Source organism: Paeniglutamicibacter sp. Y32M11 (assembly GCF_019285735.1).
In the GTDB taxonomy this organism is placed as follows: domain Bacteria; phylum Actinomycetota; class Actinomycetes; order Actinomycetales; family Micrococcaceae; genus Paeniglutamicibacter.
In genome coordinates this window covers 2,208,246-2,227,953 of sequence record NZ_CP079107.1, presented here as the reverse complement: position 1 = coordinate 2,227,953, position 19,708 = coordinate 2,208,246, and the positions used below count along the sequence as shown (strand labels likewise).

At 59.7% G+C, this 19,708-nt stretch carries 16 protein-coding genes; 9 read left to right on the top strand and 7 right to left on the bottom strand.

Translation table 11 applies throughout. The annotated features are described in order from the left end of the window. The first annotated feature begins 203 nt into the window (after positions 1–203). The 3 genes from mptB (KUF55_RS09800) to KUF55_RS09790 all read left to right on the top strand — a co-directional run bounded on the left by mptB (KUF55_RS09800) (position 204) and on the right by KUF55_RS09790 (position 4,890). The gene (gene mptB, locus KUF55_RS09800; RefSeq protein ID WP_218816509.1) at positions 204–1,775 is read left to right on the top strand and encodes a polyprenol phosphomannose-dependent alpha 1,6 mannosyltransferase MptB; all 1,572 of its coding nucleotides are present in this window, start codon (positions 204–206) and stop codon (positions 1,773–1,775) included. A 47-nt stretch (positions 1,776–1,822) separates the two neighbouring features. Continuing rightward, a complete protein-coding gene (mptB, locus tag KUF55_RS09795) occupies positions 1,823–3,451 on the top strand; it encodes a polyprenol phosphomannose-dependent alpha 1,6 mannosyltransferase MptB (protein ID WP_218816508.1) in 1,629 nt (542 codons plus the stop codon). A gap of 119 nt (positions 3,452–3,570) precedes the next feature. Beyond that, a complete protein-coding gene (locus KUF55_RS09790) occupies positions 3,571–4,890 on the top strand; it encodes a glycosyltransferase family 87 protein (protein ID WP_218816507.1) in 1,320 nt (439 codons plus the stop codon). A 209-nt stretch (positions 4,891–5,099) separates the two neighbouring features. On the opposite strand, the gene KUF55_RS09785 is transcribed toward KUF55_RS09790, so the two are convergent. Further along, positions 5,100–6,566, bottom strand: coding sequence for a DUF2079 domain-containing protein (locus tag KUF55_RS09785; protein WP_218816506.1), 1,467 nt, complete (start codon positions 6,564–6,566; stop codon positions 5,100–5,102). 69 nt (positions 6,567–6,635) lie between these two features. After that, on the bottom strand, positions 6,636–7,280 hold the full coding sequence (locus KUF55_RS09780; protein WP_132357790.1) for a uracil-DNA glycosylase: 645 nt from the start codon (positions 7,278–7,280) through the stop codon (positions 6,636–6,638). A gap of 443 nt (positions 7,281–7,723) precedes the next feature. On the opposite strand from KUF55_RS09780, the gene KUF55_RS09775 reads away from it, so the two are divergent. The 3 genes from KUF55_RS09775 (at position 7,724) to KUF55_RS09765 (ending at position 11,896) form a co-directional block, all read left to right on the top strand. After that, positions 7,724–8,536: a DUF2637 domain-containing protein gene (locus KUF55_RS09775; RefSeq protein ID WP_218816505.1), complete on the top strand. Its 813-nt coding sequence runs from the start codon at positions 7,724–7,726 to the stop codon at positions 8,534–8,536. A 349-nt stretch (positions 8,537–8,885) separates the two neighbouring features. Further along, positions 8,886–10,169, top strand: coding sequence for a GTP pyrophosphokinase family protein (locus KUF55_RS09770; RefSeq protein WP_218816504.1), 1,284 nt, complete (start codon positions 8,886–8,888; stop codon positions 10,167–10,169). A gap of 125 nt (positions 10,170–10,294) precedes the next feature. Continuing rightward, positions 10,295–11,896 (top strand): ABC-F family ATP-binding cassette domain-containing protein, encoded by a 1,602-nt coding sequence (locus KUF55_RS09765; RefSeq protein WP_132357786.1) that lies wholly within the window; start codon positions 10,295–10,297, stop codon positions 11,894–11,896. A 492-nt stretch (positions 11,897–12,388) separates the two neighbouring features. Here KUF55_RS09765 and KUF55_RS09760 read toward each other — a convergent pair whose 3' ends face one another. Genes KUF55_RS09760 through KUF55_RS09750 form a run of 3 tightly spaced genes read right to left on the bottom strand, consistent with a single transcriptional unit; the run spans position 12,389 to position 14,160 of the window. Beyond that, a complete protein-coding gene (locus tag KUF55_RS09760) occupies positions 12,389–13,318 on the bottom strand; it encodes an SURF1 family protein (RefSeq protein WP_218816503.1) in 930 nt (309 codons plus the stop codon). A 6-nt stretch (positions 13,319–13,324) separates the two neighbouring features. Beyond that, positions 13,325–13,594 (bottom strand): acetone carboxylase, encoded by a 270-nt coding sequence (locus tag KUF55_RS09755; RefSeq protein ID WP_132357782.1) that lies wholly within the window; start codon positions 13,592–13,594, stop codon positions 13,325–13,327. Then, positions 13,591–14,160, bottom strand: coding sequence for a DUF3099 domain-containing protein (locus tag KUF55_RS09750; RefSeq protein WP_218816502.1), 570 nt, complete (start codon positions 14,158–14,160; stop codon positions 13,591–13,593). The genes KUF55_RS09755 and KUF55_RS09750 overlap by 4 nt, the downstream gene beginning before the upstream one ends. Before the next feature lie 218 nt (positions 14,161–14,378). On the opposite strand from KUF55_RS09750, the gene KUF55_RS09745 reads away from it, so the two are divergent. The 3 genes from KUF55_RS09745 (at position 14,379) to KUF55_RS09735 (ending at position 17,094) form a co-directional block, all read left to right on the top strand. Then, a complete protein-coding gene (locus KUF55_RS09745; RefSeq protein ID WP_132357778.1) occupies positions 14,379–15,098 on the top strand; it encodes a beta-ketoacyl-ACP reductase in 720 nt (239 codons plus the stop codon). 462 nt (positions 15,099–15,560) lie between these two features. After that, complete coding sequence (locus tag KUF55_RS09740) at positions 15,561–16,025, top strand: GatB/YqeY domain-containing protein (protein ID WP_132357776.1); 465 nt, start codon at positions 15,561–15,563, stop codon at positions 16,023–16,025. Between the two features lie 322 nt (positions 16,026–16,347). Continuing rightward, positions 16,348–17,094 (top strand): SDR family oxidoreductase, encoded by a 747-nt coding sequence (locus tag KUF55_RS09735; RefSeq protein ID WP_132357774.1) that lies wholly within the window; start codon positions 16,348–16,350, stop codon positions 17,092–17,094. 525 nt (positions 17,095–17,619) lie between these two features. Here KUF55_RS09735 and KUF55_RS09730 read toward each other — a convergent pair. Further along, positions 17,620–18,492 (bottom strand): FHA domain-containing protein, encoded by an 873-nt coding sequence (locus KUF55_RS09730; protein WP_132357772.1) that lies wholly within the window; start codon positions 18,490–18,492, stop codon positions 17,620–17,622. A 12-nt stretch (positions 18,493–18,504) separates the two neighbouring features. After that, positions 18,505–18,762: a hypothetical protein gene (locus KUF55_RS09725; protein WP_132357770.1), complete on the bottom strand. Its 258-nt coding sequence runs from the start codon at positions 18,760–18,762 to the stop codon at positions 18,505–18,507. Positions 18,763–19,708: the final 946 nt, after the last annotated feature.

The window sequence follows — 19,708 nt, the reverse complement described above, 5'->3', positions numbered from 1 at the left end:
GCTGGTTCGATGTGATGTGAGCTCTGGCGCAACGTGCCGTTGCCTCCCGGGCATTGGTATGTCACGGTGCTAGGGTGGAATTTGATTTTTACGCGCAGGGCCGCGCCCGTTTTTGGGGCTTCTGCCAGCGGGTAGCAGGGGGACCGGTGCCCCCTGAAAATCCATAACCATAGTGGGAACGATGAGTCAGGAGTGGGCACCCAATGAACCACGTGCATTCCTCCGTTCCCACGGCTAAATCCAAGGCCACGGGGCGCGGACCGCACCTTTCCCCATTGATCCAGGGCACCATCGGCTCGATCATGGTCATGTTGGGGTCCTACGCCGTCGGTTGGCTGGCCAGCGTTTCGCCCATGAATCGCAACCCATTACTGATTGCCATCCGTACTGACTACGCCGGCGTCGTGGTCGGCACCGTGGTGCTGACGGTGGGCTGCTGGATCTTGTTCAGAGCGTGGCTACGACTGGGTCAGCAACTGGCCGGGTGGCCAGAGGGCTCCCTGGTGGTTGTGAAGCGCGCCATCTGGTCGTGGAGCATCCCGATGCTGTTTGCCCTACCCATCTTCTCCCGCGATGTTTTTGCCTACATTGGCCAAGGGCGTCTGGTGGCTGCCGGACAAGACCCCTACGTGGCGGGCATCTCTACGCTGAACAACTGGTTTCAACTCGGCGCCGACATCACCTGGGCGGAAGACGAAACCCCCTACGGGCCGCTCTACCTGATAGTTGAGTTTGCGGTAAACCGCATGGTGGGAACCAGCCCCGACTTATCCGTACTGCTCTTCCGCCTCGTGGCCTTTGCCGGGGTCTTGTTGTGCATGATTTATGTGCCGAAGATCGCGTCACTGCACAAGGTTTCCGGCGCCAAGGCGACCTGGATTTCCGTGGCCAACCCGCTGTTCCTGATCAGCTTTGTCGCCAGCGCGCACAATGACTCCCTCATGGTGGGCCTCGCCTTGGCGGGAACCTACTACGCGGCCACACGCCGCGGAGTCTTGGGCGTGGTGCTGATTGCCGCATCCATCGGCGTTAAGCCGATCACTCTGGTGCTGTTGCCATTCATCGGCCTGCTCTGGGCGGGTCCAGATGCCGGCTGGTGGCGCAAGATTCGCTACTGGGTGTACACAGCAACACTTGTCGCCGTCATCATGGCGGTCATCGGCTGGGCCAACGGTTACGGATTTGGCTGGCTTAAGGTCATGCTGGGAACCGGAACCGGAACCGTCATCTTCGCCCCCGTGGGAGCCCTGAACGCGGTGCTGCACGGTGCCCTGACCACCATCGGGATTGGCACCGACTGGCTGCTGCCGGCGGTAAAGCTGGTGGCACGGTTGGCCTCGGTGGGCCTGGTGCTGCTGCTGATTTTCAAGGGCAAGCAGTCGCACATCGTCCAACGCATGGCCCTTGCCTTTTCCGCGCTGGTGATCCTCTCGCCGATCATCCAGCCCTGGTACATCCTCTGGCTGCTGCCCTTCTTCGCCATCACCGGAATCCGGGATGACTGGCAGCTGTTGTGGGTCTACTTCACCACAGCGTTTTTCATCGCCTTCGGTGCCGCCGACCAGATCTTCATCTGGCAGTTCCTCTCGGATCTCGATCCGTGGGTTAAGCAGCTCTCCACCGCCATTTCGTGGGTCTCGATGGCGTACCTCGCGTTTCTGGATCCGCGTACGCGCAGCCTATTTGTGGCCACCTTACCCGCGCGCCTGCGCCGCCGAACGACGGAAACAGAGCCGAGCGCCGGGAACAACGATCCGCAGGTGCCCAACACGTGAGCCCTGCGATGGAATACCCCGTTTCTAGCGTTACACCGACGGGGGCGATGACGAGGGCCGAGGGGACCACCGCTGGCGGGTATCTGGCCAAAAATGACCAACGGTCTAAACGCGGGGGCATCGCCGGAACCACTCGTATCCTCGAGAAGCTCCGCACCCGGGCAGCCACGATGCCGCTGTTACGCCACTTCACCGGCGGAGGCGAAGACTCTCCGAACATCGCCATTGGGCAGGGTCTGGTGGCCTCGCTGATGGTCATGTTTGGCTCCTGGGGCGTGGGGTGGATCCCGAGCTCCCAGGAATCCCTGCTCTCGCGCGCCAAACCGCTGCTGCCGCTACGCGTGGAGGCAGCCGGCGTGATCACCTGCACGCTGCTGTTGGCACTGGGATCCATGTTGCTCTTCCGTGCCTGGTTGAGGCTTCGCCAACGCTCGGAGTCACAGGGCCCCGCAGCGGTGAAGGTGATCGTGCGGGCCATCTGGACCTGGTCGATCCCACTGTTCTTTTCCTTTCCGATCCTCTCCAAGGACGTTTACTCCTATCTGGGACAGGGCCGGCTAATGCACGCGGGGCTCTCGCCCTATAGCGACTGGGTCTCCCAGCTACCGGGCTGGTTTGCGCAGGGTTCGGACTCTCTCTGGGCAGAATCGTCTTCCCCCTACGGCCCGCTCTTTTTGATGTACGCCCGCTTCACCTATTTCATCTCCGGTGCCGTGCCCGAATACGGCGTGCTGATGATGCGCCTGATAGCCGTGGGTGGTGTGGCACTGTGTGCCTACACGGTGGTCGCGCTGGCCAAGATCAGTGGCCGCGGCGCCGCCTGGCCGCTGTGGATCTCGGTGGCCAATCCACTGTTTTTGCTGAACATGATCAGTGGGGTGCACAACGACGGTTTGATGATCGGTGGTGTGCTGCTGGGCTTCCTGCTCGTGGCACGCAAACGTTTCCTGCTCGGCATCCTGGCCGTGAGTGCAGCCATCGCCATCAAACCGATTGTGGTGCTGGTCTTGCCATTTTTGGGTATCGCCATGGTGGGCCGCCATGCCACCCTGGGCCGCAAGATGCTGGCCTGGTCCTTCGCCGGTTCGGTCACCCTGGGAGTGATGGCACTGCTGGGCTGGGCCTCCGGACTCTGGTTCGGCTGGATCGCCGCGATGGCCAGCGCCGGATCCGCAGCCTTCCCCTATGCCCCGGTCGGATTGCTAGGGATGTTGGCCGGTTGGATTGGAACCCTCTTCGGAGGGGATCTGGCAGTTATTTCCGGTGCAGTATTTACCGGATTCCGCGCCGTCTCCCTGGGTCTAGTGTTCTGGTTGGCGCTGCGTCGTCCGACCGGTCCACCGCTGCTCTATTCCGGTTATGCGCTGCTGGCAGCGGTTGTTCTGGCTCCCATCATCCAGCCCTGGTACCTCTTGTGGCTGATTCCCTTCTTCGCACTGTCCCGCCGCTACCCGATCGTGTGGGAGCGAGCCCTGTACATCCTGTGCCTGCTGCTGGTGCTGGCCGGTGTGGTGGATCAGCTCTCCATTGGTCAGTGGTTCTCCCTGCTTTGGGTGCGAATTTTTGCCGCAGTCATTGGACTGGCCTACATGGGGTACCTCGTGTTCATCGATCCGAAAACCGCCAGCACCTTTGGTACCGAACGCAGCACGGGGCAAGCCCCCGGTGTGCGCTAGCCATGGGATGCGCGCCACGTCAGCATCCGACCCCGGATTCTTTGATCCTCACGACCACTTAAACTCTTCGTCAATAACACCCACGCACCACGTAAAAGAAATGAGGCAGCCGGATCGTCATGCAACCGGTTAAGAACCTGTTTAACGCACGCGAGGCCACGCGCCCGGTCATCATCGGGCTGCTGGTGCTCACCGTCATTGGTGCCTCTATTGCCGTGCTCACCAAGCAGTGGTGCCGGGTCAACGGCTGGCCAGATGCCGAACAGCACCTGCACCTGTGCTATTCGGACTTCACCCAGCTCTTTGGAACCCGTGGGATGGCCGATAAGCTCTTCCCGTACTTCACCGGGCTGCCGGCCGAACAAGCGTTGGAATACCCGGTATTGCTGGCCATCGCCGCAGGGCTCACGGCGATGCTGGTACCCGGCATCGGCTTCTCGCCCGAACGCCAGCTGGCTTACTTTGATATCAACTCCGCCGTGTCCTTCATCTGCTGGGCAGCCGTGGTGATCGCCGTGGCCTACGCCGCGCGGCACCGCAGCCGTGACGCGATCATGGTCGCGTTGGCACCGGGCATCATCCTCACCAGCCAACTGAACTGGGACCTCTTAGCGGTCATGCTGGCGATGTGCGGGCTCTTGGCGTTTTCGCGTAAACACATCATGCTGGCCGGGGTGCTGCTGGGCTTGGGTGCCGCCGCGAAACTGTATCCGTTTTTCCTCTTCGGTGCGATCCTGGTGCTCTGCCTACGCACCGGACGCATGCGGCACTTCTGGGTGTCGCTGGCCTCCGGCGCCGTGGCCTGGCTGGCCATCAACGTGCCCTTCATGCTGACAGCCTTTGATGAGTGGAGCCGTTTCTACACCTTCTCCGGGGATCGGCCGGCGGGCAACTCCTCGATGTGGTTGGCGTTTGTCTGGACCGGCATGAGCGGCTCGACAATGTCCCTGCTCTCCAACGGGCTTTTTGGCCTTGCCTGCCTGGGTATCGCCTATCTGGGACTCACCGCCAAACGCCGCCCGCGGATGGCGCAGCTGGCGTTCTTGATTGTGGTGGCATTCCTGCTCTTCGGCAAGGTTTACTCACCACAATTTGTGATGTGGCTGATCCCGCTCTACGTACTGGCTCGCCCCAAATGGCGTGAGTTCTTGGTGTGGCAGGGCATCGAGGTCTTCCACTGGGTCTTTGTCTGGTTGTGGAGCGCCAAGTGGGTCAGCGGGCTGGAGTACTTCGGTGACAGCTGGGCCATTGAGATACTTTACGGGCTCGGTATTGTCGCGCACATGGGCATGCTCATCTACATCTGCACGAAGATCATCAAGGACATTCGCCACCCCGAGATCGATGTGGTGCGGGCGGAGGGGGTTGATGACCCGCTGGCCGGGCCGCTGGAGAATCTTCCCGATGCCTTTGTGCTGGGGAGCAAGACCAAGTCCTAGGCATGAGCCGGGGCAACCCCGATCCATCACAACACGGCGCGTTGGTGTTTACTCAGGTATTCACCGGCGCGCTTTGTTGTATCCGGGGTGTCCTCACCGGGCTGCTTTGACGGGGCTGCCCGAGGTCACGAGGGCCGAGCAGTCGCCAGGACAAAGAAGCACGTGGGTCCATTGGTTCAACCCAGCATGAGGATCCTGGTGAGGGAAGGTTAGCGCTGCAGGTAGTTGCTGCAGGTGGGATCGATGGGGATATCACGGTGCAGCACCAGGATGCCCTCGTCGATGGGGGCCACCTCGGTGAATCCCAGTGCGTGGGCCCGATCGAGCGCCTGCGGTGGGTTCAGCGGATCCCAACCACCGAGTTCTTGTTCGTTGAAGTCGATGATCATCCAGCTGGTGAGGTCGGTACCAATGTCCCCGTGCAGGCCCACATAGGTGCGAGTGGTCAGGTGCGGCACCAGGGTGTCGGCCGCCTCCACGCACACACCATCGGGAATCATCGCCACGGCGCGATTCTTGGCTGCCACCAGCGGGCCCAGGTTCCAATTGGCGCCGGTGAGCGTGCGACCCAGTGGGAACACCGAGTGGAAGAACAATGTGGCAATCAATGCGAAGGCGAGCAGGTAGGCGGGGCCAGCGACCCGGATCTTCCGCCAGCCGAAGCGCTCCATGAGCTTTCCGAGCACGTGTACGGCGGAGAGGATCAGGATCGGAGCCATGATGGCGTCGTACTGGTACACCGGGGCCCAGGTATTCAACCGGTCGTTAAATAGCCGGCTGAGAAGCAGTGGGGCACCGAGGATGACGTAGGGGGAGGCCAGTGGCAACAAGGCCAGGGGCAGGAAGCTGAGCAACCACAGCGCCACCTTGAGCTGATGGTCGAAGAGGATGGCGATCGACTGGAACGGGTGCGTGATCAGGAAGATGATCGCTGCCCCGGCACTCGCGCCCAAGGCGGTGTATTGCCAGTAGCTAAAGACGCCGGCGGGGGAGAAGATCGGGATGAGGTAGCTGGTGACCACCACGTAGCCGCCCAGACCCAGGACAACCAGCAGGGCGGCCTTGATCCACTGGCGGTGGAAGAGCAGGACGATGCCCACCGCGACGATGGTGATGCCCATGTCCTCGCGGATCAGCAGCAGCGAGGCACTGAGCCCAATGACCAACCAATAGCGCCCGCGGTCGAAGGCCCAAATGATCCAGGCCATGATCGGCACACCGAAACCCACCTCGTGGAATTCCCAGTTCACGATGGCCTGGAATGGCCACCAGAGCAGCATCGCGCTGGCGGTCAACAATGCCCCGAGGTGCCCAAAGCGGGTGCGCGTAAAGAGGTAGACCGGGATGGCGGAGGAAACCAGCAGCAGCGCCAAAACGATGCCCAGCATGCGTGGGTCGTTCCAGATCCAGTAGAACGGCGCCAATAAGACCAGGATCGGGTGGAAATGATCCCCCAGGAGGTTAAAGTCAACACCCTTGATGGGGACGATCGGCGCCTTGAACATCGCGTATTGGCGGGCTGCCTGATCAAAGATGCCCAGGTCGTAACCGCGTGATTCGTAGTTGGAAAAACGCAGGAAGGAGTGGGCAACGTACAACACCCCCGCAAGGACCATGGCCGCTCCCAGTTGGAGTTTCTGGGTGCGGCTTACGGTGGCGGGGGTGTTATGGGGCATGGGATTGAGTTTATCCGTAGCGTCGGTGCTCAGTGGTAACTGGCTCCCGTGCCCTGGTGTGACGTTCTACTACTTGGCCGCGGCGAGGCCGGTGCGGGCCATGGCGTCGGCGTAGGCGGCATAGATTTCTTCGAGGTGGGCCTGCTGGCGCTCCGGTGAGCCGGCAAAGGCGCGTCCGTCCAGGGACTTGACCTTGTAGGTTTTGAAACCACGACGCCACAGCAGCGGATTCTGGGTCTTAACCAATTGTTCGGAGAGGCGGTGAGCCTCGGTGCCATGGGCGATCAATACCGATGCGCGCGGCACAACCTTGAGCATGCGCAACAGCGGCTTGAGGCCGGAGGTGATCTGTGGCGGGGTGAACTTGCCGTTGACCTCACCGGGGGTGTGCCACGGGTGAACGTTCCACGGCAGGATGAATTCTGGGCGAAGACCCAGCTGCCACTGCATGCCCAGCATGCGGGTAGCTGCCTCGTCGGAGCCGGCATCGATGAAACCGTTTTCGTTGGCAACACCAATGTTGGAGTACAACGAGATGATGCGTACTTCTTCGACGTTGTGCACCGGATCGACGTAGGACACCGAGGTCGCGGGACGAAGCGCGCGGGTCTCATCTAGGAGACGGTTAACTGGTTCGATCTGAGTCTCGTAGCGGCGATCCATAAGGGATTCCGATACAAGCTCTTCTACGTGGTCCGGGGCAATTGCTGTCATAAGGGTGAGCATCTCCTGCTGGTGGTACGGAGACACGGCTGTTCGCCGGGCGCGTGGCATGAAGGGCTACGCACGGGATGACCGTGTCAATGCTGCTAGAGCGAGGGTTTTGGGAGTGGGATCATAGGTGCTTCCGGTGGCTGGCGTGCCCCAATGATTAACGCAAGGTTGATCCACCGTTAACAATAGCCGCTCTGAGGGCTTTTGGGCAGGCGCTGGGGCTTCCGGCTCGTGGTGATCATTGGCACAGATCCGGCGGTTTTCGTCCCATTCGATGGTCTTACCGCCTGGTGACGGACAAATATGCGAAGCAATACTCGCGGTGCTGCACACAGTAGAATTAGTTCCGGTGTGCCTGAGGGAACTGCGTCCCGCTGGGGCGTGGCAGGCAGACCGGTCGGAAATAAACGCTTAACCCAACCATGATTGAGGCCTCCAGCCAGATGAACGATAAGATCCCGAACGAGCCACACAAGGCCGTCTTGCGCACCGCGGTCGCTGCCACCGTCTTGATCGCCGTGGGCGCCTTCGTGCTCTCCTTTGCCGCACTGACCGATCTGGCCCAACGCTCGGGCATCGATGAGAACCTCGCCTGGATCTGGCCGATCATTGTCGATGGCATGATCGTCGCCTCCACGGTGGCCATCGTGGCGCTGAACGGCCATAGCCGACGCGCCATGATCTACCCGTGGTCCCTACTCTTCTTCGGCGCCATCGTCTCCACCGCCGCTAACTCGGTGCACGCGATCCTCACCGTTGGCACCATGGACACTGGCATCCCGCCCGTTGTCTCGGCACTCGTGGCGGCCATGCCGCCGGTGGTTCTGCTGGCCATCACCCACCTCACGGTGCACATGTACCAAAAGAAGTCGGAAGCGGCCGAGCTGCGTGCGGCAGCCGAGTTCGACGAACAGGCCGTGGAAAATGAAAAGTACGGCATTGCCTACGACGATGGTTTCCAGGCCGCGATGAACGATGCTCAAGCCGCCGAGGCCGACCGGCTTGAAGCAGCCAAGACGGAACTGATCGAGGCCACCTCGCGGGCTCGAGCCGAGGGCCGTGCGGATGCCAGCAAATCCAGCGTCGGCGTGAAAAACTCCGTCCCGGCTTCCGCTTACGCGGAAAACACGAATCTTTCGGCCAACTCCGGTAGCCGGAACATTCCGCAGGGTAAGGCTCCGGCCAAGAACCAGGCCGCCAATGGCGCCTCCCCGCTCTACGATGAAATCGCTCAGACGCAGGGCTCAAAGAACTAACAACTTTCCGTTGCCCAGAGGTTTCTCGGCGCCGACCGCTGTACATCGATAGCCTCATCAATAACCCGTATCACCGTGTGCCGAGGGAAAATCTTCCCGCAGTGCGTGTGATGCGGGTTTTTGCTTTCATCGGCGAGACGCTTTATGCCGTTGAACGACGATGAGGCAAGAACGTGCTGGCGCCGCTGGTTGGCGCTGCGCTGATCCCCAAAGTCGTCTGCGCATTATCATCGATATGTACATGTCCGGCCATGAGGAGTCAACGCGGCGCCGAACAACGTGACGGGTGCAGTTGATAGGCTGATGTCAGAGTAAAAAACCATTAGCATTTTGTTGGTAGGAGGCATGTGTGGGCACCCCTTGGGAGACCCTTGATGAATCATTGCGCGAACAGGTCAGCAACAGCGTGGACCTTTACGCGACTGCCCGTCCCATGCTTGAACACGTTGCCGAGGCCATGCGCACGCGGATCGAATCGCTCTTTGATGAGACGGATACGACCCCGTTGTTCATCGTTACCAGGGTGAAGACGGTGGAGTCCTTCCGCGACAAAGCCGCACGAATGCTGGTGCCGACCGCCGGGGAAACTCCCTCCCTAGAATTTCCCAACCCACTACGCGAGGTTCACGACCTCGTCGGAGTGCGCGTGATCGTAAAGCTCCCGCATGAAATTCGTGAGGCAGCAAACCTCATCAAACGTCGACGTTCGGACTTCGACTGCCGCTCTGACCGCGAAAAAGACATTGGTTCCGTTGAATCGGGCACCTATGGTTATTCCTCGCGCCACCTGATCCTGAAGACTCGTGGCGAGGAAGTGGTGCGCGACTTCCAGGCCAAACTCGGTGGCGAGGTGCGCATTACCGGCAACTTCGTTTTCGAAGTGCAGATCCGGACGATTTTGTCGCACGCGTGGAGCGAAATTGAGCACGACATTCGTTTCAAGAACGCCGAACCGCGGGCCTGGAGCCCGCACATCGATCGGCAATTCACGGCCACCGCCGCCATGCTCGAGGCCGTGGAGGATCAGTTCTCCGAGCTCCACGAGCGCTTCCAGACCGTGACCGGTTTCTGGGACGCCGATGGCGAAGGTGCCGTGCCGCTTAGTGCCCAACGCATTCAGCTGATCTGGCAGACCCTTTTGCCACATGTGGACCGTAAATCGGACGACGACTGGGGATGGGCAGCGGAACTCTTGGCCGCTCACGGACTCTCCGGCACGCGTGAATTTGCCCAACTTCTCCAACCCAGTGTCATTACTTCGGTGCGTGCCGCGTTGGACCACCGCTATTCTCCGGGTCCGGACCGATTGCTGGATGATGTTTTGCTTTGGCACTTTGGTACCTCGCACATCAAGGCCACCAGCGGAGGGGATGAGCATCGTGCCGATTCACTGCGCCGCCGTCTGGCGCAGATGGATGTTTATCGACTCAAGATATCCGGTGCCATCGATGCCAACGTCGCGCCAAGTGCCCCGCTCACCGGCCAGCTTCCGGCCACCAGCGCCGGTGCCAATGCCAAGAAGGAACCCAAGCTGGAGGCCAAAACTGGAGCTGGGGCTGGAACCGCAGCCAAGAATGAGCCCGCGGTCAAGTCCGAAGCTCAACAGCCCAAGGGTGCCTCCGGCAAGCCCTGAAGCCGTCAACATCGCATCTCAGAGTGAGATTGAACGCATCATCATGCCAAACGCGGTTAACCCCGCGTAGACTGGGTAGGTTGCCCAGCAGGGCGGCCGCAATACATTTTACCGAAAGGGTCACCGTGATTTCCGTTGCCGATTTGGAGCTGCGCGCTGGCGCACGCCTTCTCATGGAGGGCGTCTCGTTCCGCATCGACAAGGGAGATAAGATCGGCCTCGTCGGGCGAAACGGTGCCGGCAAGACGACGATGACGCGTGTACTGGCTGGCGAATCGTTGCCTGCCGGTGGCTCCGTCACCACCACCGGATCCATCGGCTACTTGCCGCAGGATCCGCGTACTCCCAACATGGAGCAGCTGGCACGCGACCGAATCCTTTCGGCTCGTGGCCTTGATGAGATCGTCACCAAGCTCAAGCAGTGCCAGGACGACATGGCGTCGGAGGATCCCGCTGTAGCCGCCAAGGCCATGCGCCAGTACGACCGCATCGAAGCGGAATTCATCGCCGGTGGCGGTTACGCCGCCGAGTCCGAGGCCGCTGCCATCTCCAACAACCTGGCTTTGCCGGAGCGCCTGCTCAACCAGCCGCTCTCTACCCTTTCCGGTGGTCAGCGTCGTCGTGTTGAACTGGCACGAATCCTGTACGCGGATGCTCAGACGTTGTTGCTTGATGAGCCGACTAACCACCTCGACCACGACTCCATCGTCTGGCTGCGCAGCTTCCTGGCTAACCACCAGGGTGGCTTGCTGGTGATTTCGCACGATACCTCGCTGCTGGAAGCCACGGTTAACAAGGTCATCCACCTCGACGCCAACCGCGCCACCATGGACGTCTACAACCTGGGTTGGAAGCGTTACCTGGCTCAGCGCGAAACCGATGAGCGTGCGCGTAAGCGTGAGCGTGCCAATACCGAGAAGAAAGCCACCACCTTGCTGGCCCAGGCTAACAAGATGAAGGCTCGTGCCTCGGGTGCCTCGGCAGCCCAGTCGATGCTCAAGCGCGTGGACCGTCTGATGGGCGGTTTGGACGATGTCCGTGTCGCCGATCGTGTGGCGGCTCTGCGTTTCCCGGATCCGGCTCCGTGTGGCAAAACCCCACTGATGGCCCAGGGACTGAGCAAGTCTTACGGTTCGTTGGAGATCTTCACCGATGTTTCCCTGGCTATTGACCGCGGTTCCAAGGTCGTGATTTTGGGCCTGAACGGTGCGGGTAAGACCACGTTGCTGCGGATGCTTGCCGGCGCGGGCGATCCTGACACCGGTGAACTGATCCCGGGCCACGGCCTGAAGATTGGTTACTTCGCTCAGGAGCACGACACCCTGGACGTGGACCGTACGGTGTTGGAGAACATGCGTTCTGCCGCACCAAGCCACATGGGTGATGCAGAGGTCCGCGGCATCTTGGGCTCGTTCATGTTCTCCGGTGACGATGTCTCTAAGCCGGCCGGAGTACTCTCCGGTGGCGAAAAGACCCGTCTGGCCCTGGCCACCATCGTTGCCTCCAGCGCCAACGTGCTGTTGCTCGATGAGCCCACTAACAACTTGGACCCGGCATCCCGTGCCGAGATCCTCTCCGCGCTGTCGAACTTCAGCGGCGCCGTTGTCATGGTCTCACACGATGAGGGAGCAGTTTCTGCCCTGAACCCGGACCGCGTGGTGCTGTTGCCCGACGGCGACGAGGACCTCTGGAACGATGCCTACCTGGAACTCGTGTCCCTGGCCTAGTTCGAATTCGGCCCGCCGTCCCGCTACCTGCCCATGGCAAGCAGCGGGATGGCGGGCTTTTTCGTGCGCCGGGCAGCGTTCGAATCGGGTGCCTGCCGCGCCTTATCGATGCGTGGTAGTAGCTCACGGTTTTCCCTTGCGTCCCTGCCGTGCCGGTCGCTTTGGAATATCGTCCTCGCTGGACGAGCCAGCTGGGTGTCGAACCTCGTCGATAACCCGGATCCCCGAGCTGCGCCGACAAGTTTGTTCTCAGGTCGGGACATGTCCTGGCGTTGGCTAGGGCGGGGGAGAAGCCGGTTAGTCGCGTGGCGTCGCGGCATCACGACTGCATTGACGAGTTCCCCGCCACGTGTCACGCCGGTTTTTGGCTCCGGCAGCAAATTGACCGGCACCAAGTGTGCGAAAGCTGACGCCCGTGCCCTCCGCCAGCCGAGTGTTCCTCCGGCGGGGACAGTTTCGCGGCCGCACAAAGTGAGGCCGCGAAACTCGAGGTCAGTTCGTGCCGGGAACTTCTACCTTCGGGTTATCCGGTGATTTGCGCTCCAGCTCGTCGAGGTAAGCATCCTCGGTGGCTTCATCGGTGGGGCTACCGTCGCGACGGACCAACTTCTTGGGCCGATTGCGCAGACGGTGCGCCTGATGCAGGACCGGCTCCTCGCCGCGCAGTGCTGCCGCGGCGCGTTCTTCCTTATCTTCCTTGTTAATGCGTTTCTGCTGCTTGGCCGCATAACCGAAGCCGACAAATACCAGCACTCCGAAGGCGTACCACTGGAATGAATATGAAAGGTGCGGTCCCTCATCCTCATCGGGTCGGACGAGTTGAGTCGGAGCCGAGCTCGGGGCTGGATCTTCGGCGAACATTAATCCATAGCTGCCCGTGGCTACGTCATAGCCCAGTAACTTCTCATAGGCCGGCAAATCGATGGAGGCCAGCTGGCCCTGGGGTGCTCCACGGTCAAGAGTCGGTTCACCGCCCTTGAGACGAACATCCACCTCAACGGTCCCGCTCGGGGGAGCCGGAACTGCGTCGGGCTTACCGGCGCTGTCATTGCCGATGGGCAAGAACCCACGGTTGATAATGACAATGGTTCCCTCCTTGGTCCGGAAGGGAACAAGCACCTCATAGCCGGGTCGAGAACCGGAAATACGGTTACGTACGATGGCCGTGTCATCACTCAGATAGGTGCCGTGCAGGGCGACAGGCGTCCATTTGGCTTCCTGAGGCAACGCTTCGAAGAGAGCGGCGGCCTCGTCGAACGATACCGGTTGAGCATCGTAGTTTTGCTTAACATGAGAGATCTCGGTCAGAACGCCTTCACGACGGTCCATTTGCCAATGGCCGAGAAATGCGAAAACGAGGGCAAAAAGGGAGACCAGAAGCAACCAGCCAATCCAGCGGGTGCTGGCCAGGAATCGGTACACGCTTGTTTATTCTCCTAGGGAACTCGAGTCGGTCGCCGCGTCAGGAAGCGGCATGCGCTCCTTGAAGAGCAATCGCTCGGAAAGGTAGTTTTCTAGCCAGTCGGCATGTTCTGAGCATGCCAGCCAGGTCTTGCGCCGTTCGGGCGTGTGAATCTTGGGGTTGTTCCAGGCGAGTGCGACGCTGGCATTGGCACGACAGCCCTTGCGCGAGCATTTTGGTGGCCCGGAGGGACCAGGGACGGCGTTGCTGTCGCCTAATGAGTCCAAGAGATTCACGGAGTTCCTTCGGGCGCTGTAGCTCGGTTGGGAGTATCGGGTTCATCAACAAAACTGCCATCGATGGTGGTCGGTGCTTCCGCCGGGTAGCTATCGTTGTTTTGAGCCAAGTCGGGGGAGTCCGAGCGGGAGCTGAGGGGCGGATCGGTGATCAGTTCGCCATCCTCGCCCAAGTATTCGTCGTCGTTCCTCTCTTCCGTCGGTGTTGACGTGGCGGAAGAGGCTGCCTGCGGCTTAGCTGTGGTGGGCTGCGGACCGGCAGTGAGCAATCGGGGGTCATCTCCGGCGAAGAATTCTGCTGGGGGTTCCCGCTTGGTGAGATCTGCACCGCCATTGGCAACCACTACGGCAATGTAGGGAAGGACTACGGCTGCACCCAGTAGAACCCACTGCAACCAACCGTGCACAAAAAAAGCAGCGATAAAGCACGCCATGCGTATTGACATGGAGATGGTGTACTTGACGACGCGGGACCGCTTCTCCACTGTGTGGGATTCCTGCGCCTCGGTAATCCGGTGCACGGGTGTGCCCGGTTCGTGACTGTGGCTGGTGTTGGGTGAGCTCATGATTCTTCCGTGGATCCGATACTTCCCATTGTCTCACCGACCTAAGCTGGCATACGAATTTGGGGCGAAGGCGTTGAGCGAACATGGGCCGGGCTCTCAGCTTTCACACCGGTAACCCGAGTGTGCAGCGAAGTAGGACGGCGAGGCATCGGGTACCAGTCGGGCTAGAATTGGTTCCGCAGCAATCCAATCCCCTGACATCGTCTTTTGGAGGACCCTTGTCCGAAAATACCACCGGCCGTAGTGTGCTGGTTACCGGAGGCAACCGCGGCATCGGCCTGGCCATAGCCCGCGCGTTCGTGGCGAACGGCGACAAAGTCGCCATAACGTACCGCAGCGGTGATGTCCCCGACGGCTTACTGGGCGTGAAAGCCGACGTGACTGATACTGGATCCATCGATGCTGCCTTTACCGAGGTTGAGGCGGCTCATGGCCCCGTTGAAGTACTGGTGGCCAATGCTGGAGTTACCCGCGACATGCTGCTGTTACGGATGAATGAGGATGATTTCACTTCGGTAATCGATACCAACCTCACCGGAGCCTTCCGCGTGATTAAGCGGGCCTCAAAGGGAATGATCAAGAAGCGCAAGGGTCGCGTGGTGCTGATTTCTTCCGTTGTCGGCCTCTATGGGTCACCCGGTCAGATCAATTACGCCGCCTCAAAGGCCGGTCTGGTGGGTATTGCCCGTTCGTTGACCCGCGAGCTCGGTTCTCGCGGCATTACCGCCAACGTTGTGGCACCTGGTTTCATCAATACCGATATGACCGCAGCCTTGCCCGAAGCCACGCAGAAGGACTATCTCTCGTCCATCCCGGCGAACCGCTTTGCTGAGCCCGAGGAAGTGGCCAACGTTGTCCGCTGGATCGCCAGCGACGAGGCTGCCTATATCTCCGGTGCCGTTATTCCCGTTGATGGTGGATTAGGCATGGGGCACTAAGAACGTAGCGGAATGGCCTGTCTTCTTTCTGGAGTGGAGGGGGCACAAAAGTGCGACCACCGGTGATATCTGGTGGTCGCACTTTTGCGCTGTCACTTGGTGTGCCCGTGACTCGAAGCGCATCCGCAACTCTCATATGTGGAAAAACATAGTTGTCATTTAGATCTAGATAAATTTTTGACTTAGTCATCTCTTACGGCTGGTTGGGTCAGCTATTCGACTTGACTATTCAAACCAGCCACGATCAGACCTGTTTCATTTGTCGATCGTGCTGCGCAATTGGGGGAGTACTGGCCTACTTATCGCAGAAATTGCCTCACCATATAGCGAACGCACATGAGGTTGTATCCCTTGGATGCGGCGCGAGTTCGCCGAACGCAATAAACTAGGGGCGACACCGGCAACAGAATGGGTGCAGCCGCACACCAAAACTGTCGGATAAGACGGGAAGAAGAATCCATCATGGAAACCCTCAAGGACCGCCTCCGTGCGGATATGACCTCACACCTTAAGGCCGGGAACAAGGTGGAACTCACTACGGTGCGGAACCTGCTCGGTGAAATCAACACCCGCGAAAAAGGTGGCAAGACTCCGCTGGTACTTGATGACGCTGCAGTAATTTCATTGCTCCAGAAGGAAGCCGCGCGCCGGCGTGAAACAGCTCTTACGTACACAGAGGCCGGTGCGGAAGATCGCGCCGCCGCAGAATCCCAAGAAGCTGCCATCATCGAGGCGTACCTCCCGGCTGCTCTGAGCCAGGACGAGGCTGCTGCCATCGTGGCTGGGGTTGTCGCATCTTTGCGCGCCGATGGTGCCGAGCTAGGGATGCGCCAGATGGGCACCGTCATGAAGCAGGTCACCGAACAAGTAGCCGGACGCTTTGACGGCAAAGCACTGAGCGGAATGGTTCGCGCAGAATTAGCCTAAGCGCACAAGCGTGGCGTGAATTTTCCGGCTCTTTGCACCTGATTCCGCCACGCTGTCTTGATTCCTTAGGCGTGCGCCCCAGACGCCGCGCCTACAGGCTTCCTGCGACACGGCGGCAAAACGCGGCACCCACACCGGGGCAGTGCTGAACTAGACTTGTTTGGAGGATTCCTACAACGGTGCGCGCCCTCGCGTACTGGCAGGATTGAGACGAGATATGTACTGGTTGTGCGTACTCGCCAAAAATTTTCCTCACCACCAAGATGTGCCAAAGCACGTGCGCGCCGCAGCGCCGGGCCCGGCAACCACTTTAGGAGCAGCATTGAACGATCTTTCAGCCAAGGGCGCCATCGTCACCGGATCCTCCCGCGGCATCGGTGCCGAAGTAGCCAAGGTCCTCGCCGCACAGGGTGCGGGAGTTGTCATCAACTACCGTCAGAAGGCACCACGTGCCAACAAGATCGTCGCTAGCATCGTTGAGGCTGGCGGCCGTGCTGTTGCTGTTGGTTCCGACCTGACCGCTCCCGAGGGTCCAACTGCCTTGGTTGATGCGGCCATCGAGAACTTCGGCTCCCTTGATGTGCTCGTGCTCAACGCCTCCGGCGGCATGGAATCGGGCCTGGGCGAGGACTACGCGTTGCGGCTGAACCGTGATGCTCAGGTAGCGATGCTCCAGGCGGCTACCGCTAAGATGGCGCCGGGCTCCCGTGTGGTCTTCGTGACCAGCCACCAGGCACACTTCATCGACCAGGTCGAAACCATGGACGCTTACGAGCCGGTGGCTCGTTCCAAGCGTGCTGGTGAGCTTGCTCTGCGTGAATTCATCCCGGAGCTCGAGGCCAAGGGCATCACCTTCGTAGTGGTTTCCGGTGACATGATCGAGGGCACCATCACTGCGACGCTTCTGGACCGTGCGGAGCCGGGCGCCATCGAGGCCCGCCGCGCCGCAGCTGGCAAGCTCTACTCCGTCGTGGAGTTCGGCGCAGAGGTTGCAGCGATGGTGACCGCCGATGTGGCCACCGGACACACCGAATACGTCGGTGGCGCCGGAGACTTCCGCACCAAGTAGTCCACAAGATTTAGTAGATACATCGATCCCCGCGCCACCACTCAGGAGGCGCGGGGATTAATCTATCTGCAGCGGCTGGGTCACCAGCTGAAAAGCGGCGGACGGTAGGATCATGCTTGGCTGCGGTGCCCCCCGTTGATTTCCGGCCGGGCGGTTGCCACCGATACCGAAGTGAACGCACAGGCGGAGGAATTCACCCGTGAGCTTCTCCGCTCCATGGCGGAGCCACCATTAACGCCAGCGCACCACCTCCGGATACTTGGCGAGAACCTCTCAACTGACCAGTCTGGTCCCACATATCCGTTCTCTGGCCGAAAAGATGCATCAAGGATGTGCACAAGACTTCGTATCTTTTTCGTGGATTATCCGCCAAGAATTTCTTTCCCAGAGCGTGGAAACAATTCCCGATTGATGCGACCCATCAGAATTTCGGCAGTTGCACCCTTGACGATGCAGGAGACGACGCCGGGTTTGGGAATGTCTCTTCCCAAACCCGGAGGCATACCCTTGGCTGCCAGAACCCGCCTACTCGCTTGAATCACGTTCGATGAGTCCGGTGCGCGGATTGAATTGAGCTTTCTGGAAAGATAACTCGCCGCCATTGCGTCCTCCGAAAGGCCGCCCGTGATCGGCATACTCTTCACGGAAGAACACGAGTCTCCAGTCACCTAGTTCTATTCTGGCACCGCTACGCAGAGTATGTTTGCTTCCCGGTTTCAAGCCAACACTTCCACCCACTGGACCTACGGCAACTAGAACATAATCATCCAGTTCATTGTGAACGATTCTCGCGTGTACCGGTTCCAAGCCTGCGAGCACAAGTCCTACATCGGCTGAGCTACCAATCTCCAACGCCTCATCGACGACGTTGAGAACTTTAGGCGCTTTGCCATCCCACGATTCACTATCTTTAACGAAAATGATCCGTGGCCTGCCCCCACCGCGGGCATAGTGGGTCGTGGTGGGTCGGCGATGATAATTTTTGAGAAAGGTAGGCAGAAGCGGAAACAAAGTAGCAGGTATTGTCATGGGTTCAATAGCGCTGCGGCTGCGCCCACGTCCCATCAGTGACTTGAAGGCCTCGCGTTTGCCAATTCTTACTGCAGTGGAACTGGTTCCTATGAGGGCAGCTAGATTTGGCTTGACATTGCCGAGGCTCATTATCGTTCCGTGTGGCCCGTCAATGACGACTGTTATGCCGGCATTTTTGAGCTTGACAGCAAAGCTGTTCAAGGCGTTACGATCGACAGACCTTGCCGACGGAAATACCGACAGTGAGTCGGCTTTGATGGTGATCAACTTGCCGTGGGCTTCAACCGTTCCGCTAATGTCTTCACGAACGGTGTCATCATCGCCTGGCAATTTCACGGCGAACGCTAGATCGATGTCGAAACGCATGGCCCGACCCGTCTACTTACGGTAGGGATCGGAGCCCGCAGACGCATCATCACTCGTCGTGACGCGCAATGTACCGTCGAATTTCCATATCGCACGCGGTGCGTCCGGTCCGATATCACGAGGAACCTCAACAGTCATGTCAACCAACGTGTAGTTGACCGCGGCTCCACGACCCGTCAGATAGGACCAAAGTTGTTGGCCAAGATCGGACCAGTCATCGATTTTTAGGTCTTCCTGGGGCGAACGCACCTGGGAATCAAGGTTTTCCACTCTAACCACTCTCCATCAGCTCCAAAACGACCACCGGGACAAGATAATTTAGCTAGCCTCTCTAGCGATCTGTGACTCACGTTACCTTGAGTGATGCCGCAGGTAAATACTCAGCGGTAATTCAGCGCTTGCCGCCTGGCACAAGTCGAAAATTTGATGGCGGCCCAGCATAGGGAATCCTCGAGTATTTGATGCAGGTCAAATAGCTTCGAGCATGATCGGTTCGGTCGAGGGCCGGGAATCACGAATCCGGTTCGATGGTGAAACAAAAGGGGGACAAGACCTCCGTGGGACCCGACTCCATGACCATTTCGTGCGGTTTTGTGCCAATGCCCGCACCACCCCTACAGCACGAGTTTCCGAATTCAGCGTTACTTCATCTCTCTAGCGGCTCGGGGAGGCAGGCGTGATATTTGGCCACGGACATCATTTCTGAGGCGAGAAACTGCGCCATGCTCACCCCGGCGGCGTCGATTTTTTGCTCGGTCTCGGGCTTCACCTAGGTGGTCATCTGAAACTTCGCTGACAAGCTTCTGAAACCGAGTGGCCCGTGCGGCATAAGGCGGGTCGGTTCTTGGAATTCCAGCAAGCCGGACCTCTCATAAGAACACCGCAGCCGGGCTAGTCGCTCAGCGTCGTCTACAGCCGTCGGTGATTTGGTGGGCGATCCATTGAAGGAAAGTTCTGGGGTGGGCAGGGCTCCCGATGCATCTCCAGTAGTCGGATGGTTCCCTTGGGATACGAGACTGTGATCATGAGCGCGTGTAGCTTTCTCTGCTGTGGAGTCCCGTTGTGGGCTTAACGTAAAAGGCTGGAGAGCAATCGACATGCAGGCGGTGGTCATTTGGGAGCTGGAAGCAGTCTGCACCGCAATAAATCGTGTGTCGACATGCTCATCCTCAAATCACGAAAAAACTCCCGAGAAGCCAAGAAGCGCCCTCGCCGA

Bases quoted from the DNA above. Each gene is read 5' to 3' on its own strand.
- KUF55_RS09790 (WP_218816507.1), top strand. From the start codon at position 3,571: ATGCAACCGGTTAAGAACCTGTTTAACGCACGCGAGGCCACGCGCCCG.
- KUF55_RS09780 (WP_132357790.1), bottom strand. From the start codon at position 7,280: ATGACAGCAATTGCCCCGGACCACGTAGAAGAGCTTGTATCGGAATCC.
- mptB (WP_218816509.1), top strand. From the start codon at position 204: ATGAACCACGTGCATTCCTCCGTTCCCACGGCTAAATCCAAGGCCACG.
- KUF55_RS09785 (WP_218816506.1), bottom strand. From the start codon at position 6,566: ATGCCCCATAACACCCCCGCCACCGTAAGCCGCACCCAGAAACTCCAA.
- KUF55_RS09775 (WP_218816505.1), top strand. From the start codon at position 7,724: ATGAACGATAAGATCCCGAACGAGCCACACAAGGCCGTCTTGCGCACC.
- KUF55_RS09750 (WP_218816502.1), bottom strand. From the start codon at position 14,160: ATGAGCTCACCCAACACCAGCCACAGTCACGAACCGGGCACACCCGTG.
- KUF55_RS09740 (WP_132357776.1), top strand. From the start codon at position 15,561: ATGGAAACCCTCAAGGACCGCCTCCGTGCGGATATGACCTCACACCTT.
- mptB (WP_218816508.1), top strand. From the start codon at position 1,823: ATGACGAGGGCCGAGGGGACCACCGCTGGCGGGTATCTGGCCAAAAAT.
- KUF55_RS09730 (WP_132357772.1), bottom strand. From the start codon at position 18,492: ATGCGTTTCGACATCGATCTAGCGTTCGCCGTGAAATTGCCAGGCGAT.